This is a genomic window from Microbacterium testaceum (assembly GCF_006539145.1).
In the GTDB taxonomy this organism is placed as follows: Bacteria; Actinomycetota; Actinomycetes; order Actinomycetales; family Microbacteriaceae; genus Microbacterium; species Microbacterium testaceum.
The window spans coordinates 167,806-191,292 of record NZ_BJML01000008.1; the positions used below are offsets into that span (position 1 = coordinate 167,806).

Sequence of the window (23,487 nt, forward strand, 5' to 3'; positions counted from 1 at the left end):
CTTCGCGACACGAGGGTCAACGAGCGGCGGTCGCCAGCTCTCCCGGCCCGGGCAGGATCTCGCGCAGAAGGTCGTCGAGCGTCACGACACCGAGCAGACTCTCACCCTCGACCACCGTCGCCAGCTGCACACGACCGCGGCGCATCCGTGCAAGGGCGTCGTACGCGGATGCCGTGGGCTCGAGAACCAGCGGATCGCGGGCGATCTCGAGCGCCGGCGTAGCCGGGTCGACCGTCAGCGCGTCGCGCACGTGCGCGACGCGCGACGAGGCGCCCGAACCGACGAGGATGCGCAAGTGCGTAGACGAGGCGGCGACGGCCTGGACGTCGGCCACCGTGGCATCTGCGGGCACGCTCGTGGGGGAACGGTCGGTGCGGACGATGTCACCCACGGTCAGGGTGCCGAGCGCGATCGCCTGTGCGATCGGCTCGGAGTACTGCTTCTCGAGCGTGCCCGCCTGACGTGAGTGCGCCACGAGCTCGCGGATCGTGTCGGCGTCCTGTCCGCCCGCGGCGGCCTTGTCGACCGGCTCGACGCCCGAGGCCTTCACGAGGCGGTTCGCGATGTGGTTGATCCACAGCAGGAACGGACGCAGCGGCCAGGTGAGAGCGCGGGCGAGGATGCCGGTGGCTTTCGCCGCGGTCTCGGGATGCGCGATCGCCCACGACTTCGGCGCCATCTCGCCGATCACGAGGTGCAGGAAGGTCACGACGATCAGCGCGAGCATGAACGCGATGATGTCGGCGAGCACGTAGGGCAGGCCCCAGGCCTCGAAGGCCGGCGCCAACGCGTAGTCGATCGCGGGCTTGGTGATGGCACCGAGCAGGAAGGTACATGCCGTGATGCCGAGCTGCGCGAACGCCAGCATGACGGTCAGCTCGTTGACCCCGCGAAGGGCGGCACGCGCCGAGGCGCTGGTGGCGGCCTCCTCTTCGAGACGGTGCCGACGAGCGGCGAGCAGAGCGAACTCCACGATGACGAAGAACGCGCTCGCGATGATCAGCGCGGTGGTGATGAGCGCGACGGTCCAGCCGTTCATCGGGCCACCTCCTCATCGACGGCAGGAGCTTCGTCGGCGGCATCGGCATCCCGATCCACCTCGTGCAGGTGGACCGTGAGTTGAGAGGGGACGTGCCGGTCCACCTCGACGACCTCGACGGCGAGCCAGCGCTCGATGTCGAGCCCCTGCACCGTCTCGGACGCCCGCTCGGGAAGGTCGATCCGCACAATCGTCCCGACGGCCGGAAGATCCCCGTGGGTCTCGATCACGAGTCCGGCCACGGTCTCGACGTCGCTGACGGCGAGGTCGAGACCGATCAGGCGCTCGAGCTCGTCGAGGTGCAGGTCGCCGGGGACCGTCCAGGCATGGTCTCCGTCGGCCGAGACCTCGGCGACCTCGACGTCGTGCTCGTCGGACAGCTCGCCGATGACCTCTTCGGTCAGGTCTTCGATCGTCAGGATGCCGTCGAAATTGCCGTATTCGTCGACGACGCAGGCGAGCTCGTTCCGCGAACGGCGCATGCGGTCGAGGGCGACGGGCAGAAGCATCGAGGTCGGAATCACGACGGCGGCGCGCATGACGGAGGCCACGGGGGCATCGTCCGCGGGCTGCTCGCGGAGGACATCGATCAGTTCGACGACGCCGACGGGAGAGTCTTCGTCGCCGATCACGGGGTAGCGGGTGTGACCGGTTGCCATGAGCGCGCGAACCTCGCCGACCGTGGTGTCGGGGCTCACCGAACCCACCTGGGAGCGCGGCACCATCGCATGCTCGACGTCGCGCTGCGGGAAATCGAGGATGCGGTCGATGATCATCGAGAGGTCGTCGGGCAGGTCGCCGCTCACGCGCGACTCCTCGATGATCGCCTCGAGGTCGCGCGCGGTGGCGCTCTCGTCGACGTCTTCGAGCGGCTCGATGCGCAGCAGGCGTAGCAGGCGTAGCAGGGCGTTGGCGGCCACATCGAACACGGTGATGAGCCAGCCGAAAAGCAGCAGGTAGATGCGCGTCGGCACGGCCAGCGCACGGGCCAGGGGCTCGGGGCTCGCAATGGCCAGGTTCTTCGGGTACAGCTCTCCGAAGATCATCGTGACGACGGTGGCCAGGAGCAGGGCGCCGATGGTGCCGATGAGTACCGAGACGGCCGGGTCGATGCCGACCCCGCCGAGGAGCGTACCGAGCGACTCACCGATCAGCGGTTCGGCCACGTAGCCGATCAGAAGGCCCGTGACGGTGATGCCCAGCTGGGCACCCGACAGCATGAAGGAGGTGCGCTTGGTGATCGCCAGCACGCGCTTGGCCTGCGCGTCGCCCTTCTCGGCCTTCGCCGCCATCCGCGACCGGTCGACGGACATGTAGGCGAACTCCTGTGCGACGAAGAAGCCGCAGGCGACGATGATCGCCAGAGTCACGACGATACCCAACAGCAGTGTCAGGGCCGCAGCCAGCATCAGATCTCACCCCCTCTCTGGAAGAGGGGGCTCCAAGATCGGCCCTCCTGGTCGGTGGAGGTGCGGTGATGGCTCACGGGTTTTCTCTCTCGTGGGTCGATGATCAGTGATCGCACCGACTTTATCGAGCGGGAACCCCGCGAGGCTGGGGATTCACCCCGACTGCGCGATCACCCTGCCTCGGTGATCTTCTGGTCGGTGTTCGTGTACACGATCGAGTCGGCCGTGGTTCCCACCAACCCCAGAGTCAGTCGCGCCAGGCCCGGCGCGATGCCGTCTGCCGGCGGGGGAGTGTCGGCCCCGAGAGTGAGAGTCTTGCCGTCCGCGGTGGTGGCCGACAGCGAGTTCAGGTACACCGACACGTGCCCCGACAGCGTCATGCGGTCGGCGGTCGTGACCAGCGCAGGTCCCGTCTCGCGCCGAACCGTCAGCGCGAACCCCTCGATCGTGATCTGATCCGCCGTCATTTTCAACGCGGTGATGCGCGTACCATCGGCCAGCGGCACCGTGACGACGCTGACGAGCGGGATGCCGCGGAACGATAGCGACTGCGCCCCGAGCTGTGCCGACGGTTGCGTGAAGACGGGAGCATCCCGATCGGCGACGGCCGCCTGTGCCGGCGGCGTCGTCCCTTCGTCGGCGGGCGGTACCGAGGGTGCGGGCGTAGACGGCGCACCGGGTGCCGAGGATCCCGCATCGGGAACTGCCGGCAGGCCGGGAAGGGTGAGCCCCGGTGTCGGGGTGGGAGTCGGCGTCGATGTGGGGGCGGGCGTGGGGGCGCTGCAGGGGAACAGGATCGGAATGCACAGGCGGGCCGGGCGCAGTCCGTCGTCCGCCCACGCGGCTCCCGCTCCCGTCGCCCCGCCGAGCACCAGCATCGCCGCGGTCAGCGCGGCCGCGGCCCGGACGCGCTTCATCGCTCGACCCCCGTCGACGCGTTCTCCGCCTCCTCGATACGCGACGGAGGAGCGGCATCCGACTCTGCACGAGCCGGCGCCCACGATACGGCGATGATCCCGCCCACCGCGCTCAACAGCATCCCGAGCAGGAAACCGCCGAGATTGACACCGACCAGCGAGTACACCGCAACTGCCAAGGCGATGACACCGTAGAAGATGCGGTGCGCCGGCATGAGGATGAGCAGGATGCCGAGCAGCACGAGAACGACGGGGATCACCGTGGCCTGAAGCCCCTCGATCCCGAGCTGGATGTGCAGTCGCCCGATGTCGAGCTGGCTGGAAAAGAACATCTCGACACCGCCGAGCGCGACGAGGAGTCCGCCCACCAGGGGACGGCTGCGGCGCCACTCGTGAAAGCGCGCTCGAGCGGGCATGTCGGAGGAGGTCATGGCTACTCCGATCAGAAGCAGGTCTTCGAGCCGTCGGTCAGCTCGAGCTTCATGCCGGTGAGGGTGAACACCGAGGCCTGCGTACTCCAGGCTGTCTGCTGCAGACCCTTGATGGAGATGGTGTCGGCATCCTGAGCGAAATCACCCGCGGTGCCCTTCGCCGACGTGTTGACCGTCGACGCGTCGACGCCGATGCGGATGTTGCCGAACGAGGAGTCGCCCTTCAACCCGGTCATGCCGATCTGGAGGTCGGAGGCCGAGGCCGGGGCACCGCCGCCTCCGGCGGTGATGAGGACGCCCACCTTGCCCAGGGGAGTGTCGCTGACGACCGACTGACAGAGGTCGGCGAGGGTGGCGGACTTGATATTCGCGATGGCGACGTTGTGCTGGCCGCCCGCGGTGTCGTTCGTGACGCCCGCGTACTGCGAGAAGCCGGTGCCTTCGAGCTGCGACGCGCTGATCTGGAACTGGCTGCCGGAGACGGCGAACGAAACCGGCACGGCGCCCTGGGCGACGCCGGTGAGAAGAAGGCTCGCGACGGCGGCCACGGGAACGGTGGCGAGGGCCACCCGGCCGGTACGGGAGCGGGTCAGGCTGCGGAACTTCATCGATCCTCCTGCTTAAGCAAGCCCGGCGACGGCGCCGAGCGAGCCCAGGCTACGCCTCATTGACAGTGTGTCAATAGATTGGTCCGGCATCGCTTCGTTAGAGTTTCCTCATGTCGAGCGATCGCCGCACGCGCCTCACGCCGGACCAGCGGCGCGCCCAGCTCGTCGCCTCGGGAGTCGCCTTCCTCGCCGAGAAGCCCCTCGACGACCTCACGATGGAGGTCCTGTCGCAACGAGTCGGCGTCTCGCGCGGGCTGCTGTTCCACTACTTCGGCTCCCGCCAGGGCCTGCACCGGGAGGTCGTGATCACGGCTGCCGCAGCGCTCCTCGCGGCATCCGTTCCGCGTGACGACCTCGGCCCGCGTGAGCGTCTCGACGACACGCTCACCCGCATCGTCGCCTTCGTCCGCGAGCACCGCGGCACCTTCTACTCGCTCGTCCGAGGCGTCGCCTCGGGCGACCCCGAGGTGCGGCACGAAGTCGACCGTGCCCGCGACGTCACCGCGGGCTGGGTCACGGACGGATTCCTCGAACTCGGGGCGGAAGACTCCCCGCTGCTGCGTGTGGCGCTTCGTTCGTGGGTGAACTTCGCCGAGGAGGTTCTCGTCGAACTCGCCCTCGGCACCGAGATGCCCGCGGCGGAGATCGTCGCCTTCCTCTCTCGATCGGCCTTCGGCGTCCTGGCCTCCGTGACGGGGGACGCCGTCCCCTCGCCGCCTCGGAAGTGATCCCGCCGGGCGTCCGCTCGCCCAACGCCCCCCTCTAGGTGATGGGTGGCACAATAGGAGAGCCCCCATTGCTGCGCCCCAGCGCGGTCCCCCAGAAACAAGGTTCGATTCGTCGAGCCGGAAAAGGACCTGTGATGGGACGTCTCATTTACCGTGACCGTGCGTCGTTCGACATCGACGACCGCATCCTCGCGCACCTCCGCATCGTCGTGATGAACAAGCTACGACGCAACGAGGGCTTCATGCTGCAGCTGCCCGTCAACGAAGGCGTGCGACAGGCCAGCCTCTGGATACACGCCTCTAATGCGCTCGTCATGCAGTTCTACGGTGGACGGGAGCCGGCGATCGACCGCGCGCTCGTGGATCAGATGATGCACGATGCGAGTGGCGCCGACGGGCTGACACTGACCGCCGCCGGCATCGCCCCGGTGACCACGACACCGCCTCGGCAGCCGGTCGGCGGGCGCTCGGCCTGAGCGCGGAGGGGCGTCCCCGCTCCTCACCCTTGCAACGGCAGAGTGACCTCGAACCGGGCGCCGTGCTCGGTGTCGACGCACCGTACGTCGCCGCCGTGCGCCCGGGCGATTCCGCGCGCGATCGGCAGACCGAGTCCCACCCCGCCGGATGCCGCCCGTGCCGCGTCCAGACGAACGAGACGCTCGAAGATGCGCTCGCGATCGGCCGGCGCGACACCCGGCCCGTCATCGGCGACGGACACCACCGCGTCCTCGCCGCGCGTCGAGACCGCCAGGGTGACATGTCCGGTTCGCCCGGTCGCTCGCGACGCGTTCTCGACCAGATTCGAAAGCACCTGCGCGAGTCGGTCGAGGTCGGCGTGAACCGGGACAGCGGCATCCGGAAGCAGGGCCCGAACCCGCAGCGAGGGGTGAACGAGCGGGACCCGGTGCACCTCGGCCTCGACGAGCGAACGCAGGTCGAGGGCGGCGCGAGAGAGCTCGAGACCGCGATCGACGCGGGCCATGGTCAACAGGTCGTCGACGAGGCGCGAGGCCCGTGCCGCCTCTCGCGCGACGTGTGCGGCGAGCATCTCGCGCTCGGGTCCGTCGAGGTCGGCACGTACCAGCGTGTCGGCCGCGGCACGGATGCCGGCGACCGGCGTGCGCAACTCGTGCGCTGCGTCCGAGAGGAACGCACGAAGGCGCTGCTCGGCGTCTCGAGCGGCCTGCTCGGCGCCCACCACGTCGTCGAGCATGTCGTCGAGGGCGGTGGCGACGCGCCCGATCTCGGTGTCGGAGCGGGTGGGGTGAAGACGCCGTTGCCGCTCGCCGGAGCCGATCGCGCGAGCGACGCGAGAGACCTGGTCGAGGGGCCGGAGGCTTCGGCGCACGACGAGAGTCACCGCGCCCGCGGCCAGGACGAGGACACCGATGGACGACAGCGCCATGATCCAGCGCACCTGGGCGAGCGTGTCACCGATGCCGGCGGCCGATGCCGTCAGCGTCAAGGTGGAGCCGTCGCTGAGCGTCGAGCGGAGCGTGACGAGGTCGTCGTCGCCCGTGACCTCGGAGGCGACGACGCTCACATCGCTCGATGCGGTCGGCTGTGGCGTCGACCGGGCAGCGGGCCCCGCGCCGGGGCCACCGGGTCCACCCGGGGGAGCGTCGCGCAGCTGCTCGGGGCTGGGACCGGCGACCACCGAGTCCCCGCTTGCGCCGACGATACGGACGGCGAGCCCCTGATCCGACAGCCGCTCGGCGAGATCCGCATCGTCGACCGTTCCCACGAGCGACGCGGCGGCAGCCGCGCGATCGCGAAGGCGCTCCTCGATCTGGCCGCGGAGGCGTGCGCCCAGTGCCACGTCCACGACGACGGAGAGCACGACGAGCAGCAGAGCGACGAGGACCACGACTGCGACGATCGTGCGCCGGCGCAGCGACCCCGACTTCAGCGGCGGCGACACGCTCACCGTTCCTCGCTCAGGCGGTATCCCATTCCGCGGACGGTGTGGATCAGTCGCGGCCCGCGCTGCTCCATCTTGCGTCGCAGGGCGCTCAGGTGCACCTCGACCAGGTTCGGGTCGTAATCCTCGTACCCCCACACCTGGGTGAGGATCTGCGCCTTGGAGAGGGTCCGTCCGCGACTCTCCGCGAGCAGCTGCAGCAGGCGGAACTCGGTGGCCGTGAGCTCGAGCGACACCCCACCTCGATGTGCGGTCGCGGCATCCGGATCCACCACGAGATCGGCCACGGACACCGTCTGCGGCAGCCGCCCGCGTCGCCGCAGCACCGCTGAACTCCGTGCGACGAGTTCGGCCATGGTGAACGGCTTCACGACGTAGTCGTCGGCCCCTTCGGCGAACCCGCGGAGACGATCGTCCACCTCATCCCGCGCGGTCAGCATGATCACCGCCGTGTCGCCCGCGGCTCGCACGGTCGGGAGCAACCGGATGCCGCTCGGCCCGGGCATCATCCAGTCGATGATCACGAGGTCGGGGCGGAAAGACGCCAGTCTCTCACTGAGATCCGTGCCGTCCGGGGCCGCCTCTGCGACGAAACCATCGGCGCGCAGGGCCGTGGTGACGGCGACGCGGATCGTCTCGTCGTCGTCGAGGACGAGCACGCGGGCAGCATGGGACATCCGAGCGACGATACGGTCGCGGGCTGAATGCGGGTTATGGCTTGCGTATGCGTGGCGGGCGGGGGATCCGACTTCAGGTTCGCTTCAGTCCCGGCTCGAAGTCTGGTCTCAGAGCCGGTGACCGACACCGGACGGGAAGAGAATGATGAACGACGACAACCCCACCCTGCCGCTGCCGCGTCAGGAGGAGACTCCCGAACCCCGCCGCCGCTCGTGGCGCGGACCAGCGCTGATCGCCGGCGCCGTGATCGTGGCCGCAGGCCTGACCGGGGGGACCGCCGCCCTCGCGGCGCAGAGCAGCGGAACCGGCCCCCTCGCGGCCTCGACGACCTCGGCGCCGAGCGCCGACGGCGGCTCGACCGGCGCCGGCAGTACGGCCCCCACCCCGGGCTCGACCCCCTCCGCCCCCGCCGACGGAACGGCTCCCACGCCTTCTGCCGACGGCACGGCTCCCGTTGCCCCCGGTGGCGGCAAGGGACCGGCCGAGTGCGGCCCCGGCGGCCCGGGCGCTCCGAAGGGCGATGCCTCCAAGCCCGCACCGCCCGCCGGGGGCACCGCCCCCACCCCGCCGGCCGACGGGCAGAAGCCCACGCCGCCCGCGCCGCCCACGGACGGCACGGCTCCGACCCCGCCGGCCGACGGAACCGCGCCGACGCCTCCCGCCACGCCGGGAAGTTGACCCCTGCTCCGCGCTGACCGCCGCGCCACGCCTCTCGCGTGCAGCGCGCGGTCAGCGCGGTGAGGCACGATCGACGGGTGGCGAGAACACGCACGCGGCGCCGTCGCACACCTCGGGATCGACTGATCCGGCGGCGACGCCTCGCGTTCGCTGCGGTAGCGGCGGTACTCGTCGGCCTGGTCGTCCTCGCGGTCGTCCCGCTCGTCTCACTGGCCACGGCGTGGAACACCGAGGCGCGGCGCGAGGCCATCGACCTCACGTCGTTCGATCCGGGCCACCTCATCGACGACGACCAGTTCTACGACGGTGACGCTCTCACCGCCGACCAGATCCAGGCGTTCCTCGACGACCAGGTGGGGGAGTGCCGAAACGACGCCTGTCTGTCTCTTCTGCGTTCCGAGCTCCCGGCCCGGGGGCCGATCGTCTCCGACGCTACGGGGCGAACGATCTGCGAGGGGTATGACGGGGGCGTGCTCACTGCCGCCCAGATCATCGACCGCCTGCAGCGGGCGTGCGGGATCTCGGCGAAGGTTCTGCTGGTCACTCTCCAGAAGGAGCAGAGCCTCATCTCGGGGCGCACCGCCCGTGCGCCCTCGCCGGCGCAGCTCGGTGCGGCGATGGGCGCACGGTGCCCCGACACCGCTCCATGCGATGCCGGGGCCGCCGGCTTCGGGGCGCAGGTGGCCCAGGCGGCGACCGACCTGAAGTCGTACAGTGCGTCGGACTTCATGCGGCAACCGGGTACGCACTACCTCGCCTACTCTCCCGATCCCTCGTGCGGTGGGTCCGACGTGACCATCGCCAATGCCGCCACCGCAGCGTTGTACAACTACACGCCGTACCAGCCGAACGCCGCCGCCCTCGCCGCGCGGTGGGGGACCGGCGACGCCTGTTCGGCGTACGGCAATCGCAATTTCGCGCTCTACTGGGCGCTGTGGTTCGGGTGATCGAGTCCGGCGAAGGGCGCGACCCGACACGCGGGAGGTGCGGAGAAATCACAGTGTTGTGATTTCGTTATGCAGGGGCGATAATTGCCGGACAACCGAACAATCGCCGGCACTCCATCACAGGTCGTAGGGGAAGACGTACCTGACGAAGGAGAAATCATGGCGATCACGTCTTCGCGCGGAGTGATCCTGATCCACTCCGCGCCCCGCGCGTTGTGCCCCCACCTCGAGTGGGCGGTGGGACGTGCCCTCGGCCGCGCCGTCAACTTCGATTGGACCGAGCAGCCCGTACTCACGGGCAGCCGTCGTGCGGAGTTCTACTGGGAGGGGCCAGTCGGCTCCGGCGCGACGCTGGCGAGTGCGATCCGCGGCTGGGAACACCTTCGTTTCGAGGTGAGCGAAGACCCGACGCCGCGAAGCGATGGTGCCCGCTGGATGCACACACCGGGTCTCGGCATCCACTTCGCCCAGACCGACTCCGCCGGCAACGTCGTCATCGCCGAGGACCGCGTGCGCTACGCGATGGAGGTCGCCGCGGGCGATCCCTTCGAGCTGCAACGCGAACTCGATGTCGCCCTGGGCTCCGCCTGGGATGAAGAGCTCGAACCCTTCCGCCACGCCGGCGACGACCAGCAGATCGTGTGGCTGCACAAGGTCGGATGAGACCGTCAGCGGGGGAGGCGCCACTACCGGAGGTCGGTGACCACACCCGGCACCGGGACCGCGTATCCCGCACCTGACGAGATGAGAGCCCCCTGGCATCCCCGATCGCAGTCGGAGGGATGCCAGGGGGCTTTCGTCGGAGCAGAGATCGCGCTCAGACCGAGGCGATGGCGACGACGGCATTGTGCCCGCCGAAGCCGAAGGAGTTGCTGATCGCAAGCTGATCGCCGGCGCCGAGCTCGACGGGCGAACCCGAAAGCGCGAACGGAACCTCGGGGTCCTGTTCGGTCAGGTTGATCGTCGGCGGAGCGACACGATTCTGCAGCGCCAGCACGGTGAAGATCGCTTCGAGAGCACCTGTCCCACCGAGCAGGTGACCGGTGGAGGCCTTGGTGGCCGACACGGGGATCTCGTCGACACGGTCGCCGAACACGGCGCGAAGCGCCTTGTACTCGTTCGGATCGCCCACGGGGGTCGAGGTGGCGTGCGCATTGATGTGGGTGACGTCGTCGACCGACGCTCCGGCCATCTCGAGTGCCATGTGCACGGCGCGCGCGGCGCCATGACCCTCGGGGTCGTTCGCCGTGATGTGGTACGAGTCGGCCGTCACGCCGCCGCCCACGATCGAGGCGTAGATCTTCGCCCCGCGAGCCTTGGCGTGCTCCTCGGTCTCGAGGATGAGGACGCCGGCGCCCTCGCCCATGACGAAGCCGTCGCGGTCGATGCTGGCCGGGCGGGACGCCGTCTCGGGGGAGTCGTTGCGCTTCGACAGCGCCTGCATCGACGCGAACGAGGCGATCGTGATCGGGTGGATCGCCGACTCCGTGCCGCCGGCGATCACCACGTCGGCCAGGCCGTCGCGGATGTGCTGCACGGCGTTCACGATCGACTCGGTGCTCGAGGCGCAGGCCGAGGCGACCGTGCGGGCGAACGCGCGGGCATTGAAATGGAGGGAGAGGTTGCCGGCCGCCGCGTTGCGCATGAGCATGGGCACCGTCATCGGCATGACACGCCGCGGGCCCTTCTCGCGCAGGGTGTCCCACGCGTCGAGCAGCGTCCAGACGCCACCGATACCGGTGGCGAAGTCGACGCCGAGACGGTCGGGGTCGATGTCGGGGGAGCCGGCGTCTTCCCAGGCCTCTTTCGCCGCGACCATCGCGAGCTGAGACGAAGGGTCGAGGCGCTTGGCGACGGGGCGCTCGAGCACGGTCTCCGGGCGCACCAGGGCCTCGGCGGCGAAGGTGACGGGCAGGTTGTACTGCTCGACCCACTCGTGCTCGAGGGAACGGGCGCCGGAGGTTCCGGCGAGCAGGGCGGACCAGCTCTCGGGCGCCGTGCCGCCGATGGGCGAAGTGGCTCCGATGCCGGTGACGACGATGCGGGGTGTGCTCATGAGCGAGAAATCCTTGGTGCGGCCGACAGGTCGTGACCGGTGGGGGCCGGAGCCCCCACCGGGAGGTGTCAGGACTGGTTCGACGTGATGAAAGTCACGGCGTCGCCGACGGTCTTGAGGTTCTTGACCTCGTCGTCGGGAATGGTGACACCGAACTTCTCTTCGGCGTTGACCACGATCGTCATCATCGAGATGGAGTCGATGTCGAGGTCGTCGGTGAAGGACTTCTCGAGCGCGACCTCGTCGGCCGAAATGCCCGTCTCGTCGGTGATGAGCTCGGCAAGGCCGGCGAGAACCTCGTCGTTGGTGAATGCCATGATGTCTCCTGTTTCTTGGGGGCGGGGCCTGTCGGGCCCCGATCAGTCTAGAGTTCGACGGCGCTGCGTCAGGGCAGCACGACGACCTGCGCGCCGAACACCAGTCCGGCTCCGAAGCCGATCTGCAGCGCGAGGCCGCCGCTGAGCTCGGGGTGTTCCTCGAGCAGGCGGTGGGTGGCGAGGGGGATGGATGCCGCGGACGTGTTGCCCGTGGTCTCGATGTCGCGACCGATGACGACGGTCTCGGGCAGCCCGAGCTGCTTCGCGAACTCGTCGATGATGCGCATGTTCGCCTGGTGCGGCACGAACGCGGCGAGGTCGGCGGGCTCGATACCCGCGGCCTCGATGGCCTGGCGCGCGACCTTCACCATCTCCCAGACGGCCCAGCGGAAGACCGTGGGACCCTCTTGGCGCAGGGTCGGCCAGGCCGCGACGCCGTCGCGGAAGTCGGTCAGGGTGGCGTTCATGCCCACGGCATCCGCCTTCGAGCCGTCCGAGCCCCAGATGGTGGGGCCGATACCGGGGGTGTCGCTCGGGCCCACGACCACGGCGCCCGCGCCGTCGCCGAGCAGGAACGAGATGCTGCGATCGGTGGGATCGACGACGTCGCTGAGCTTCTCGGCGCCGACCACGACGACGTGCTTCGCGAGACCGGCCCGCACGAGCGCGTCGGCCTGACCGACTCCGTAGGCGAAGCCCGCGCACGCGGCATTGAGGTCGTAGGCGGCGGCGGGGTTCGCACCGATCCGGTCGGCCACGATGGCCGACGCGGACGGAGTCTGCTTGGGGTTGCTGATGGTCGCCACGATCACGGCGTCGATGTCTTCGGGCGCCACGCCAGACTTCTGGACCGCCTCGCGCGCGGCCGTCGTGGCCAGGTCGATGGCATCCGTCTCTTTGTTCGCGCGAACACGCGTGACGATCCCGGTGCGCTGGCGGATCCACTCGTCGCTCGAGTCGATCGGGCCGACGAGGTCGTCGTTCGGCACGAAGTTCTCGCCGCGGGCGGCTCCGTACGAGTAGATGCGCGTGTGCGCGGGCCCCTGCAGCTGGCGGAGGATGGGAGTGCTCATGCCTGGTCTTCTTTCAGCAGGGAGACGGCCGCGTCGAGGTCGTCGGGGGTCTTGACCGCGACGGTCGGGGTGCCGCGGAGGGCGCGCTTGGCGAGTCCGGTGAGGGCGCCGGCGGGGGACATCTCGATGATGCCGGTCACGCCGTGCTCAGCGAATGAGGCCATGCAGCGGTCCCACCGCACGGGGGACGCTACCTGGGCGACGACGAGGTCGAGGGCGCGGCGCCCGTCGGAGACGACGGAGCCGTCGGAGTTCGTCCACAGCGTCGTGCTCGGCTCGGAGACCGCGACGTCGGCGGCGGCGGCGCGGAGGGTCTCGACGGCGGGCTCCATGAAACGGGTGTGGAACGCTCCCGCGACCTGCAGCGGGATGACACGCGCACCGCGCGGCGCCTCGGAGGCGAGTTCCGCCAATGCCGGGAGTTCACCGGCCGCCACGATCTGACCGCCGCCGTTGTAGTTGGCGGGGGTGAGGCCCAGAGCGTCGAGCCGCTCGAGCACCGCCTGCTCGTCCCCGCCCACGACGGCGCTCATGCCGGTCTCGACCGCGGCGGCGGCCTCGGCCATCGCGCGGCCGCGGAGTCCGACCAGACGCAGCGCGTCATCGTCGGAGAGCACACCGGATGCCGCCAGCGCGGCGATCTCGCCGACGGAGTGCCCCGCGACACCGCTGACCGACGAGCTGGAGCGGTCACCGAGAGCACCCCAAGAGAGCAGGCTTGCCGCCACGATCAGCGGCTGCGCCACGCTCGTATCGCGGATGCGGTCGGCGTCCCACTCGGTGCCGGCAGCGATGAGGTCGACGCCCGCCTGCTCGGAGTAGGCGGCGAGACGCTCACGCGCCCCGTCGAGCTCGAGCCACGGCGAGAGAAACCCGGGGGTCTGAGAACCCTGTCCGGGGAAGACGGCGATGATCACTCTTCCATCCTGTCAAGGATCGGGCACGTGCTTCTGGAGATATCGACACAGAAATACGGCGTGTCTTTGTGCGCGCCGTGCATCAGCGCACGAACGACGACCGACGACCCACCGGACCACGTCGACGTGTGGCGTCCGTTCCGATCGATCCGAGGATCAGCGCGGTCTGCAGGATGAGCGCTTCGCGCGGCCCCGTGGCATCCCATCCGATGACTTCCGACACGCGCTTGAGACGGTAACGAACCGTATTGGGATGCACGTAGAGCTCGCGGGCCGTCGCTTCGAGAGAGCGGCCGTTGTCGAGGTAGCTCCACAGCGTCGCGACGAGATCGGCGCTGTGCGCCTGCAACGGCTGGTAGACCCGGTCGACCAACGTCTGCTTGGCCACGGCGTCGCCGGCGAGGGCGCGCTCGGGCAACAGATCGTCGGCCTCGACAGGGCGCGGGGCGTGGCGCCACGCACGGGCCACGGCAAACCCGGCGAGGGCCGCGCGGGCACTCTGACCGGCGTCGACCAGGGCGGGCACGGCGGGGCCCAAGACGAGGTGACCCGCGCCGAAGCCCGGCTCGAGGCGCTTCGCGATCTCGGGGAACGGCAGCTCGGCGTTCTCTTCGCCCGCGCGGGCGGGGAGGTCGGCGCGGCCGACCACCAGCACGAGACGAGACCCCTGCACACCGATCAGCACGTCGACACCGAGCTTGCGCGCGGTACGTCGCACCTGATCGACGTCGAGCTGCGGGGGAGTCGTGCCCACGAGGACGGCGACCTCTCCGTGGCCGTGCCAGCCGAGCGCGGCGATACGGCTGGGGAGTTCGTCGTCGGCCTCGCCGGTGAGGATCGAGTCGACCACGAGGGCTTCGAGGCGCGCATCCCAGAGCCCCCGCGCCTCGGCGGCACGTGCGTAGACGTCTGCCGCGGCGAAAGCGACCTCGCGCGAGTACGACAGCATCGCCTCGCGCACCTTCTCGCTGCGCCCGGCTACGCGCTCCTCCATGACCTCGACGGTCACGCGAACGAGCTGCAGCGTCTGGGTGAGGCTGACGCTCCGCAGCAGTTCACGGGGAGCGGCGGCGAAGATGTCGGACGCGATGGCGGGAGTGGATGCCGGCTCCTCGAACCACTGCAGGAACGAGGTGATCCCCGCCTGGGCGACGAGCCCGACGGCCGACCGCCGCGCGGGGGGCATCTCGGCGTACCAGGGCAGGGTCTCTTCGAGGCGCTGGATGGTCGCCGTGGCGAGGTCGCCCGAGATACGCCGGAGCCAGGTGAGGGTGTCGGCCTTCTCCTGCGCGGCGGCGGCGACCGAGCCCGCAGACCGGTCGGGTCCGGCCCCGCCCGTGGAGGCGGAACCGGACCCGTCGGTGGTGATCGTCACGTGATCAGGCCTCGCCGCCCGCATTGCCGGTCGTTCCGGCGTTGACGTCGTGGAGACGGTACTTCTCGATCGCCTGTCCGACGACCGCGCGGTCGACCTTGCCCTCTTCGGCCAGCGCCTGCAGGGTGCGGACGACCATCGAGGGACCATCGATCTTGAAGAAGCGACGTGCGGCGGCACGGGTGTCCGAGAAGCCGAAGCCGTCGGCCCCGAGGGTCCAGTAGTTCTGCGGGACCCACTGACGGATCTGGTCCTGGACCGCGTGCATCCAGTCGCTGACCGCGATGACCGGGCCCTGGGCTTCCTTCAGCTTGTCGGTGAGGTACGGCACGCGAGCCTCTTCCTCGGGGTGCAGGAAGTTGTGCTCGTCGGCGGCCAGGCCGTCGCGGCGCAGTTCGCTCCATGAGGTGACCGACCACACGTCGGCGACCACGCCCCAATCGTCCTTCAGCAGACGCTGGGCCTCGAAAGCCCACGGCACACCGACGCCCGAGGCGAGCAGCTGGGCACGGGGGCCGTCGCCCTCGCCCGAGGAGATGTGGTGGATGCCGCGGACGATGCCGTCGACGTCGACCCCGTCGGGCTCGGCGGGCTGCACGTAGGGCTCGTTGTAGACCGTCATGTAGTACATGACGTTGGGATCGGGGTGGTTCCCGCCGTACATCCGCTCGATACCCGAGCGCACGATGTGCGAGATCTCGTAGCCGTACGCCGGGTCGTACGACACCGTGGCCGGGTTGGTCGACGCGAGCAGCTGCGAGTGACCGTCAGCGTGCTGCAGGCCCTCACCGGTCAGGGTGGTGCGACCGGCCGTGGCGCCGATGATGAAGCCGCGAGCCATCTGGTCGCCCGCCGCCCACTGGGCGTCGCCCGTGCGCTGGAAACCGAACATCGAGTAGAAGACGTACACCGGGATGAGCGGCTCGCCGTGGGTCGAGTACGCCGTGCCCGCGGCGGTGAACGCCGCGAGAGCGCCCGCCTCGTTGATGCCGACGTGCACGATCTGGCCCTGCGGGCTCTCCTTGTACGCCAGCAGCAGCTCGCGGTCGACCGAGGTGTAGTGCTGGCCCTTGGGGTTGTAGATCTTCGCCGTCGGGAAATACGCGTCCATACCGAACGTGCGCGCCTCGTCGGGGATGATCGGCACGATGCGGTGACCGAAGTCCTTGACCCGCAGCAGATCCTTCAGCAGACGCACGAACGCCATGGTCGTGGCGATCTCCTGCGTGCCCGAGCCCTTCTTGGGCAGCGCGTACGCGGCATCCCCCGGCAGTTCGAGACCGACATGGGTGGTGCGACGCTCGGGCAGGAAGCCGCCGAGTGAACGGCGACGCTCGAGCATGTACTTGATCGTCTCGTCCTGCTCACCGGGGTTGTAGTACGGCGGCTGGTACGGGTTCTCGTCGAGCTGCGCGTCGGTGACGGGGATGTCCATCGCGTCGCGGAACGCCTTGAGATCGTCGAGCGTCAGCTTCTTCATCTGGTGGGTCGCGTTGCGGCCCTCGAAGTGCGGGCCGAGGCCGTAACCCTTGATGGTCTTCGCCAGGATGACGGTGGGCTGGCCCTTGTGCTCCTTGGCCGCCTTGAATGCGGCAAACACCTTGCGGTAGTCGTGGCCACCGCGCTTGAGGCCCCAGACCTGCTCATCGGTGTAGTCCTTGACGAGCTCGAGAGCGCGGGGGTCGCGACCGAAGAAGTTCTCGCGCACGTAGGCGCCGTTCTCGGCCTTGTAGGTCTGATAGTCGCCGTCGGGGGTGCTGTTCATGAGGTTGAGCAGCGCGCCCTCGGTGTCACGGGCGAGGAGCTCGTCCCACTCGCGGCCCCAGACGACCTTGATGACGTTCCAGCCGGCACCGCGGAAGAAGCTCTCGAGCTCCTGGATGATCTTGCCGTTGCCGCGGACCGGGCCGTCGAGGCGCTGCAGGTTGCAGTTGACGATGAAGGTCAGGTTGTCGAGGCCCTCGTTGGCTGCGACCTGCAGCTGACCGCGGCTCTCGACCTCGTCCATCTCGCCGTCGCCGAGGTACGCCCAGACGTGCGAGTCACCCACGTCTTTGATGCCGCGGTTCGACAGGTACTTGTTCGACATCGCCTGGTAGATCGCGTTGATCGGGCCGAGGCCCATCGACACGGTCGGGAACTGCCAGAACTCCGGCATGAGGCGCGGGTGCGGGTACGACGGGATGCCGTTGGGCGCCTGCGACTTCTCCTGACGGAAGCCGTCGAGCTGCGCCTCGGTCAGACGACCCTCGAGGTACGCCCGGGCGTAGGCACCGGGGGAGGCGTGGCCCTGGATGAAGATCTGGTCGCCGCCCGACGGGTCGTCGAGGCCGCGGAAGAAGTGGTTGAAGCCCACTTCGTAGAGCGCTGCCGACGACGCGTAGGTCGAGATGTGGCCGCCGACACCGATGCCGGGGCGCTGGGCGCGGTGCACGGTGACCGCGGCGTTCCAGCGGATCCACTTGCGGTAGCGCCGCTCGAGCTCCTCGTCACCGGGGAACTCGGGCTCGTTCTTCTGCGAGATGGTGTTGATGTAGTCGGTGGTCGGAACCATCGGCACATTCAGGTGGAGTTCCTTGGAGCCCTTCAGAAGGCTCAACATGATCTCGCGAGCGCGAGCCGGACCCTTCGCCTGGACCAGCTGTCGCAGGGATTCCTGCCACTCCCCGGTCTCTTCCGGGTCGCTGTCCTGCGGCCCCTGCGAATACGGATCCTGGTCGTGAACAGTCACGGAAGACCTTTCGTCGTCTGGCAGGTCATGCCAGAGAATCGCCATACGAGTGCGGCAACCCTTGTCTGCTCCGCACAATCAACCAGCGTCCAGCCTAGCGAGTCGCGGCGACATCGGATGCGCCCCGCCCGCGACGGCTCGCCTCAATCGCACAGACAGTTCGACGTCGAAGCGAGCTCAGCCCCGTCAGGACCACCGGGGATACCGCGTGCGAACGGAGAACGCCCATGCGCAGGTCTAGCCTGAGCGCGTGAGCACGCACGAACGCGAGGGTTTCCGCACCCGGCCGGAGCACCGCTGGCCGGTCTTGATCGCCCTGGCCGTCGGCACCGGACTGTACGCGGTGCTTCCGAACGAGGCGTCGGGCGTGCTGCGCTGCGTCGTGGTCATCGCGGGTGTGCTGTGTGCGATCCCCATGGTCGTGACGAACCCCTCCCGACTGTCGCGCGAGTCGGCGGTCGGCCGCGGCTTCGCGCTCGCGTTCACCGCAGTGCTGCTCGTGGCGAACCAGGTCGCGTTCTTCCTGCTCATCCAGCAACTGCTGCGCGGGGAAGGAAGCGGGGCCGGCACCCTGCTCGGGGCGGCACAGGTATGGGCGATCAATGTCATCGGCTATGCCGTCGTCTACTGGGAGATGGACCGCGGAGGGCCCATCGCGCGCCGCCGCGACCCGCGCGACGCCCTTCCGCCTGCCGACTTCCAGTTTCCTCAGGACTCCGACCGCGACGCCGTGAGCGAGGTGGCCCGCCGTTCCTCCGAGACCGAGGACTGGGCGCCCGGGTACATCGACTACCTCTACTTCTCGGCATCCAACGCCATGGCGTTCAGCCCCACCGACGTCATGCCGCTCAGCACGCGAGCGAAGCTGTTCATGATGGTTCAGGCGGTGTCGGGTTTCATCCTGCTCGCGCTCGTGATCTCGCGCAGCGTGAACATCCTGAACTAGAGGTGGGCCCTGCCGGGATCGAACCGACGACATCCACGGTGTAAAGAGCCCGATCCGTGGAGATCGTTGATTTCACGCGTTTCAGACGTTGCACGCGTTGTCTGAAATCACGCCTCTTTCATCTTGGGGGGGGGAAGCCGGGGGTCGGTGTACTCCCTGGTGCCCGCCCCTGCTGGTCTTCTTTTCGCGATTGCAAACACGGGGACCGGCTCCGTGACAGCGTCCACCGTCGGTGTTCAGCGTGTCTTCACGGTTCTACAGGTGGGAGAGGAGCATGCCATCAGCGTCACAGCGACAGCCCTCGCAGGTGGCACGGAGGTTGCTCGTTACAAGCTCGGGGGTGTGGGTCTCGGCTCCTCGGACTGGGGCTCTACCACGGTCCCTGGTGCAAGCATCGATCTGCCGGAGTTCATCTTCATGGCGACCGCTGACACGCACACGCTCCGCGTCTATGCAGAGGGTTCTTCGTGGGGCGGGCCGGGACTTCTCGCCGCGGTCGGTTTCTCCCGCGTCACCGTCACAGAGTTCACGAATGAGAGTCCCTACAGCCTTGCCCCGACGGTCTAGGGAATCGAGCTTGCTCAATCACTACACGCGTACTTGCGCGAGTGTCTGCGCAGCCGTGTGGGTGGACCGTTATGACGCAACCCGCTTCCGCGAGTACCCGCCAGCATCCGCGATACGGGCAACCTTCAGCGACACCCGCGCGCCCGGTCACCTGGAGTACACGGACGTGACGACACAGTTCGACACCCGCAACGTCTTGCACGTTCTCACTTACCGAAACGCGGAGATTGGCCCTGACGGGAATGAGCAGACCTTCGAGGGTGAGATTCACGATCAGCCGGCGATTGATATTTACGGCACACGCGAGGCTTCCCTGGAGTTGAACCTGAACGTTCCGAGGTGGTGGGGCAACCTTCACCACGATCCCAACGGCCTCAACGAGAAGGCCTCGGACCAGACACTCTCTTGTGTCAACTCGATTGATCTAGAGTCGGTTCCACTAGGGGGCACATGTACAACCAGCGGCTAGACACATTCATTGACGCCATGAGCAAATCGGCGCTAGATGCCGAAGTGTCAGACCTCGTGCTGAGACTGCTCAAACTCATGCGATCGTTAGATGATCTTTATGAGAGCGCCGAGTTCTACGGTCGTGAGCGAACCGCCATGACTGAACTGACCGTTGCCAATGTACTCGGCGAGGCCCTCGATGACTTGCGGAGTGCGCTCACCGCAGCGGACGACATCGAGATATTGGGGTGGGTCAGTCTTGCCTCCAGACGCATACGGAAAGTCATTCGAGGCAGTGCCGACACGGTGGAGACTGTTCGCGATCTCGCCAAGCTGCGTGAAGACGCAGTAGAGATCTCGCGGTCCGCCCAGATGCTTCTAGATCAGTACTCGATTACGAGGCAGGAGGCCGCACTTAAGCGAACTTTGGAGTCGGCTGAGGTGGCCGCCTCGGCGGCCGAGAAGGCCCAAGAGTCCGCGGGTGTTACTGGAAGCTCATCTCTCTCCACCCACTTCGATGAGTACGCTAAGGCAGAGCGGAAGGCTGCGGAAATCTTTCGGGCGCTTGCTATCGCGGGGGTCGTCGGAGCGCTGGTTGCAGCAGTGGCGTTCGGTCCAATCGATTCCGGGGATTGGCCCCACCTCACGTATCGGATTGCTACCGTCGCTGCGGTGGGTACTCTTGCTGCGTACTTCGCGCGTCAGGCGGGGCAACACCGTCGCGTGTACAACTGGGCCAAGAGCCTCGAAGTGCAGCTCAAGTCGTTCCCTGCCTTCATCGCGCCGGTTCCTGAGGCGGAACGCGGTGAGGTCTACCGTGCGTTCGCGCGCCGAGTGCTGAGCGCACCCCCGGAGAAAGGTATTGAGGGCGCGGAGGACAGCGTGGGCGCGGCCCAACTGCTCGACCTCGTGACCGTGCTCGCCAAGCGTCAGTAGGTCGGCGCTTGCAGCAATCGAACATTTATTCGATACTGCTCAGATGCCCGACTACGCCCCGCGGTGACATCCCATTCTTCTCGCGCGCGAGTCGGTGCCGACTCGCTGGGACTTCGTCGACCGCAAACGCGAAGTGGCGGGGATCATCAACCTCCGACGCACGGAAGATGGTCCCCGCTACAGGGTGGAGCACCGTAGGTTGGCTTCTCATTGCAATCAGTGGGCAACTCCGCTGTCCTCACTAACTCGGGCAAGCGTCCCAGCTCGCCTCACTGGCCCATCGTGGCGGCTGTCCTGATCGACAGTGAAGAGCACAAGGCCGCTGAGCTACGTGAGGCGTGCGAAGTGGACGGTGACGCCCGCCCTGCCGGCGCCAAGGCCCTAGGCCGTGAGAATGACGAGTGGATTGCTGACGGCCTCATAGAGCGCCACGGCAAGACCGCGAATACTACGGACACCATGACAGCGGCAGCAATGGCGGTGATCGACCGATGACCCCCGCACAGATGCAGGAGGCCTCGGCGACCCTCCTTGCGACTCACCGCCTCTACCAGGCTGAGCTACAGGTGAGGTGCGATGAGGCGGAAGCGATGCTCGCCACGATGCGCAATGATGCGTTGTAGGTAGAATCACCATAAGGGGGCAACATGAGGAATTTTGAGGCAACGGTCGATGTGCTGTTCACGGGCAAAGGCAACCGCGTCTGGTACGGCGTAACGGTCTTAGACGGTTCTTTGTCTGTAGGAGACGCGGTGGGCGTCACTCCGCCCGGTCGGGACTCCGTCTCGATGGACACGAAGATCCTTGGCATCCGCCGTAATGGGCAGGCAACTGAGAGCATCACGGTCGATGGTCAAGAAGATTATCGCTGCGCTCTCGAGCTGAGTTCGTCTCCCGCTGACGTGAAGGTGGGTTCTCACCTGGGCATGACTTTCATCGAGAACGCTGAGATGTACGGCCTGGCAGCAGACGACTTCATTTAAATTCTGTAGGCAGGAGCGAGGAATCCTACGCGCGCTGTGTAGTTATCGACGTATCCACCAAAGCGGAAACCCCAGTCACCCCGCCACGGGGGTCTGACCTGGGGTTTCTTGCATTGTTCGGGTCAACATCGGCTATCGGGCCTTCGCGGTCACCTCGCCACCGTGCGCCACCATCACGGTGAGTTTGCTCTCAAACAGTGCGCGCCTGAGGTCAATGTCGAGGGCGTCGAATGCGTGGACGAACTCACCTAGGTCGAGGTCGAGCATTCCGTCCGCTTCTTTGCCTCGGGCCAGCGTCTCCTGAATTGCGGCTGTCACATCATCAATGAGAGCGGCGTGATGACCGGCGACACGGGTCGTTCCTAGCTCCTGTGCGGCGCTCTTCGCCCCTGCGGAGATTCGTGCAAATTCGCACCCAAACTGTGCCATATCCGCGCCAGGGAGGGCCGCTACGCCCGTCCAGCGGCTTCTCCCGTCTTTAAGCTCACGGAGCCGTGTAACGAGAAGCCCGACCTCGCCAACAAAGGGCGTCCCGGCATCTTCCGTAAGGATGATCGCCAGGCGGGCCTTCACGTAGTCGTCCAGGATTTCGCGATGATAGTCGAGGGTGGCTCGCTTGTGCTGCACTGGTAGTACCTAGAGGCCGAGTGCATCTTTTCGCCGCACTCGCATCGCGCGATGCCCGACAAAAGATGCTTACGCCCCGGCCCTGGGCTGAGTCGGCGCGTCTCGTCCGAGAGAAGGTCCCGTGCCTTTTGTCACGTCTCACGGTCGATGATGCGTGCAACCTCGGGAGCAGCCTCGAAAGTTGGACCCGACACTGAACCCAACCGGCGTAAGACGGATTGTTCAGCAGGGCGCGTACGCGCACGGGCGCTGGTTCCACTCACGCGCGATACTGCGAACGCTGTGACCCGCGAGCAGGTCGCGGTGAGCGGCGCGGATCACGCCGGCTTCTTCGGGACGCTCAACGATGTTGCCCGACTCGAATCCGAACCGGCGCTTTCCGGGCACCGGAAGGCCGCGAGCAGCGCGAGACTCATTCGAGCGCGTCTGCCTCTCGCGCTTGCGGTTCGTCTCGAACGTCGCGAGAGAGGTCAGGAGTTCGGCGCGGAAGCCACCGTGATCCGGCGTCAGGTCAAGGTCATCTTCCACCGTTGCAACTGTCTTGCCCGCTCCGATGATGGACAAGAGGCCGACCTGACCCCGCAGGAGCCGGTCCAGGTTCACCGATACGTTCACGTCAGCGGGGGATGCCAACAGGCTGGCCCACGCAGTCCCCGCCCCCGAGACTTGAACGCCGAGACGGCGTTGTCTGTGAACTCGTCCACCACAGTCCACCCGCATGATGCCGCCAAAGCGGTGCACCGCGCGAGCTGGTTATCGATGCCGGTAGTACCGTCTACCGACTGACGGGCGTAGATTGCAACGGTTGCCATGAGTCACATTCTGCGAATGCAACGGCCCCTTCGAGGGATGGTCAACCTCGACCTAGTGCCGAACGAGTTTTCTTGACCGGACGCCAAGAGGCCCGGACCGCGCAGGACGGACCGGGCCTCGTGGGTGTTGGGAACGGGTGAAGCTGACCTAGATCAGCGGAGGTTGAACGGCTTGCCGCAGTGACCGCAACGGATCAATCCGGGGCGGTAGGCCCCGAAGGGCCCAAGCTTGCGGTGGCAGTTCGGGCAGTTGACCGTGAACGCAGCCATGGTCAGTGCTTCGTCGGGTCGACGAGCCGATACGTCATGTTCGGCTTCGGCGTCGGCGGGAGCGGCTCCCC

General features: G+C 67.7%; 26 protein-coding genes. 9 read left to right on the forward strand and 17 right to left on the reverse strand.

Annotated features, from left to right (window positions below; translation table 11 throughout):
• Positions 1–16 precede the first annotated feature (16 nt).
• From MTE01_RS12785 to MTE01_RS12805, 5 genes are all read right to left on the reverse strand, one after another.
• A complete protein-coding gene (locus MTE01_RS12785) occupies positions 17–1,039 on the reverse strand; it encodes a CNNM domain-containing protein (protein WP_116239810.1) in 1,023 nt (340 codons plus the stop codon).
• Positions 1,036–2,448, reverse strand: a complete 1,413-nt coding sequence (locus tag MTE01_RS12790; RefSeq protein WP_141377891.1) for a hemolysin family protein — start codon at positions 2,446–2,448, stop codon at positions 1,036–1,038. The genes MTE01_RS12785 and MTE01_RS12790 overlap by 4 nt, the downstream gene beginning before the upstream one ends.
• 170 nt (positions 2,449–2,618) lie before the next feature.
• Complete coding sequence (locus MTE01_RS12795; RefSeq protein ID WP_116239808.1) at positions 2,619–3,365, reverse strand: hypothetical protein; 747 nt, start codon at positions 3,363–3,365, stop codon at positions 2,619–2,621.
• Positions 3,362–3,796: a DUF6114 domain-containing protein gene (locus MTE01_RS12800; RefSeq protein WP_219728523.1), complete on the reverse strand. Its 435-nt coding sequence runs from the start codon at positions 3,794–3,796 to the stop codon at positions 3,362–3,364. The genes MTE01_RS12795 and MTE01_RS12800 overlap by 4 nt, the downstream gene beginning before the upstream one ends.
• Before the next feature lie 11 nt (positions 3,797–3,807).
• Positions 3,808–4,404 carry a DUF6230 family protein gene (locus MTE01_RS12805; protein WP_103209317.1) on the reverse strand — a complete coding sequence of 199 codons (597 nt, stop codon included), beginning with the start codon at positions 4,402–4,404 and terminating at the stop codon, positions 3,808–3,810.
• Between the two features lie 110 nt (positions 4,405–4,514).
• Between MTE01_RS12805 and MTE01_RS12810 the strand changes: the two genes are divergently transcribed.
• Together MTE01_RS12810 and MTE01_RS12815 are read left to right on the forward strand one after the other, a co-directional pair.
• The gene (locus MTE01_RS12810; protein ID WP_141377893.1) at positions 4,515–5,132 is read left to right on the forward strand and encodes a TetR/AcrR family transcriptional regulator; all 618 of its coding nucleotides are present in this window, start codon (positions 4,515–4,517) and stop codon (positions 5,130–5,132) included.
• A gap of 134 nt (positions 5,133–5,266) precedes the next feature.
• Positions 5,267–5,608: a DUF7882 family protein gene (locus tag MTE01_RS12815; protein ID WP_174799694.1), complete on the forward strand. Its 342-nt coding sequence runs from the start codon at positions 5,267–5,269 to the stop codon at positions 5,606–5,608.
• Between the two features lie 23 nt (positions 5,609–5,631).
• On the opposite strand, the gene MTE01_RS12820 is transcribed toward MTE01_RS12815, so the two are convergent.
• On the reverse strand, positions 5,632–7,059 hold the full coding sequence (locus MTE01_RS12820; RefSeq protein WP_246078299.1) for a sensor histidine kinase: 1,428 nt from the start codon (positions 7,057–7,059) through the stop codon (positions 5,632–5,634).
• Positions 7,056–7,730, reverse strand: coding sequence for a response regulator transcription factor (locus MTE01_RS12825; RefSeq protein ID WP_116239805.1), 675 nt, complete (start codon positions 7,728–7,730; stop codon positions 7,056–7,058). The genes MTE01_RS12820 and MTE01_RS12825 overlap by 4 nt, the downstream gene beginning before the upstream one ends.
• Positions 7,731–7,872: 142 nt before the next feature.
• Between MTE01_RS12825 and MTE01_RS12830 the strand changes: the two genes are divergently transcribed.
• From MTE01_RS12830 to MTE01_RS12840, 3 genes are all read left to right on the forward strand, one after another.
• On the forward strand, positions 7,873–8,409 hold the full coding sequence (locus tag MTE01_RS12830; RefSeq protein WP_170210698.1) for a hypothetical protein: 537 nt from the start codon (positions 7,873–7,875) through the stop codon (positions 8,407–8,409).
• 77 nt (positions 8,410–8,486) lie between these two features.
• On the forward strand, positions 8,487–9,356 hold the full coding sequence (locus MTE01_RS12835; protein ID WP_103209331.1) for a hemagglutinin: 870 nt from the start codon (positions 8,487–8,489) through the stop codon (positions 9,354–9,356).
• A 159-nt stretch (positions 9,357–9,515) separates the two neighbouring features.
• Complete coding sequence (locus MTE01_RS12840; protein ID WP_141377900.1) at positions 9,516–10,019, forward strand: DUF3145 domain-containing protein; 504 nt, start codon at positions 9,516–9,518, stop codon at positions 10,017–10,019.
• Positions 10,020–10,173: 154 nt separating this feature from the next.
• Here MTE01_RS12840 and MTE01_RS12845 read toward each other — a convergent pair whose 3' ends face one another.
• The 6 genes from MTE01_RS12845 to aceE form a co-directional block, all read right to left on the reverse strand.
• The gene (locus MTE01_RS12845) at positions 10,174–11,412 is read right to left on the reverse strand and encodes a beta-ketoacyl-[acyl-carrier-protein] synthase family protein (RefSeq protein WP_141377902.1); all 1,239 of its coding nucleotides are present in this window, start codon (positions 11,410–11,412) and stop codon (positions 10,174–10,176) included.
• Between the two features lie 68 nt (positions 11,413–11,480).
• Positions 11,481–11,729: an acyl carrier protein gene (locus tag MTE01_RS12850; RefSeq protein WP_022880558.1), complete on the reverse strand. Its 249-nt coding sequence runs from the start codon at positions 11,727–11,729 to the stop codon at positions 11,481–11,483.
• A 68-nt stretch (positions 11,730–11,797) separates the two neighbouring features.
• Positions 11,798–12,802, reverse strand: coding sequence for a beta-ketoacyl-ACP synthase III (locus tag MTE01_RS12855; protein WP_141377904.1), 1,005 nt, complete (start codon positions 12,800–12,802; stop codon positions 11,798–11,800).
• Positions 12,799–13,719 carry an ACP S-malonyltransferase gene (locus MTE01_RS12860; RefSeq protein ID WP_116239801.1) on the reverse strand — a complete coding sequence of 307 codons (921 nt, stop codon included), beginning with the start codon at positions 13,717–13,719 and terminating at the stop codon, positions 12,799–12,801. The genes MTE01_RS12855 and MTE01_RS12860 overlap by 4 nt, the downstream gene beginning before the upstream one ends.
• Before the next feature lie 82 nt (positions 13,720–13,801).
• Entirely contained in the window at positions 13,802–15,088 is a 1,287-nt protein-coding gene (locus MTE01_RS12865; RefSeq protein WP_371861626.1) for a PucR family transcriptional regulator, read from the reverse strand.
• Positions 15,089–15,098: 10 nt separating this feature from the next.
• A complete protein-coding gene (gene aceE / locus MTE01_RS12870) occupies positions 15,099–17,825 on the reverse strand; it encodes a pyruvate dehydrogenase (acetyl-transferring), homodimeric type (protein ID WP_141377908.1) in 2,727 nt (908 codons plus the stop codon).
• A 250-nt stretch (positions 17,826–18,075) separates the two neighbouring features.
• Between aceE and MTE01_RS12875 the strand changes: the two genes are divergently transcribed.
• The 4 genes from MTE01_RS12875 to MTE01_RS12890 all read left to right on the forward strand — a co-directional run bounded on the left by MTE01_RS12875 (position 18,076) and on the right by MTE01_RS12890 (position 21,707).
• Positions 18,076–18,771, forward strand: a complete 696-nt coding sequence (locus tag MTE01_RS12875) for a DUF1345 domain-containing protein (protein WP_141377910.1) — start codon at positions 18,076–18,078, stop codon at positions 18,769–18,771.
• A 147-nt stretch (positions 18,772–18,918) separates the two neighbouring features.
• Positions 18,919–19,338 (forward strand): hypothetical protein, encoded by a 420-nt coding sequence (locus MTE01_RS12880; protein WP_141377912.1) that lies wholly within the window; start codon positions 18,919–18,921, stop codon positions 19,336–19,338.
• 450 nt (positions 19,339–19,788) lie between these two features.
• Positions 19,789–20,724: a hypothetical protein gene (locus MTE01_RS12885; RefSeq protein WP_141377914.1), complete on the forward strand. Its 936-nt coding sequence runs from the start codon at positions 19,789–19,791 to the stop codon at positions 20,722–20,724.
• A gap of 647 nt (positions 20,725–21,371) precedes the next feature.
• Complete coding sequence (locus MTE01_RS12890; RefSeq protein ID WP_141377916.1) at positions 21,372–21,707, forward strand: hypothetical protein; 336 nt, start codon at positions 21,372–21,374, stop codon at positions 21,705–21,707.
• Positions 21,708–21,839: 132 nt separating this feature from the next.
• Here MTE01_RS12890 and MTE01_RS12895 read toward each other — a convergent pair whose 3' ends face one another.
• The 4 genes from MTE01_RS12895 to MTE01_RS17240 form a co-directional block, all read right to left on the reverse strand.
• Complete coding sequence (locus MTE01_RS12895) at positions 21,840–22,334, reverse strand: hypothetical protein (RefSeq protein WP_141377918.1); 495 nt, start codon at positions 22,332–22,334, stop codon at positions 21,840–21,842.
• A gap of 222 nt (positions 22,335–22,556) precedes the next feature.
• Positions 22,557–22,937 carry a serine integrase family protein gene (locus tag MTE01_RS12900; RefSeq protein ID WP_218026363.1) on the reverse strand — a complete coding sequence of 127 codons (381 nt, stop codon included), beginning with the start codon at positions 22,935–22,937 and terminating at the stop codon, positions 22,557–22,559.
• A gap of 8 nt (positions 22,938–22,945) precedes the next feature.
• On the reverse strand, positions 22,946–23,146 hold the full coding sequence (locus MTE01_RS17510; RefSeq protein WP_141377921.1) for a recombinase family protein: 201 nt from the start codon (positions 23,144–23,146) through the stop codon (positions 22,946–22,948).
• Positions 23,147–23,299: 153 nt separating this feature from the next.
• Positions 23,300–23,487: hypothetical protein (locus tag MTE01_RS17240; protein ID WP_218026364.1), on the reverse strand; the 188-nt coding region annotated here is incomplete at its 5' end.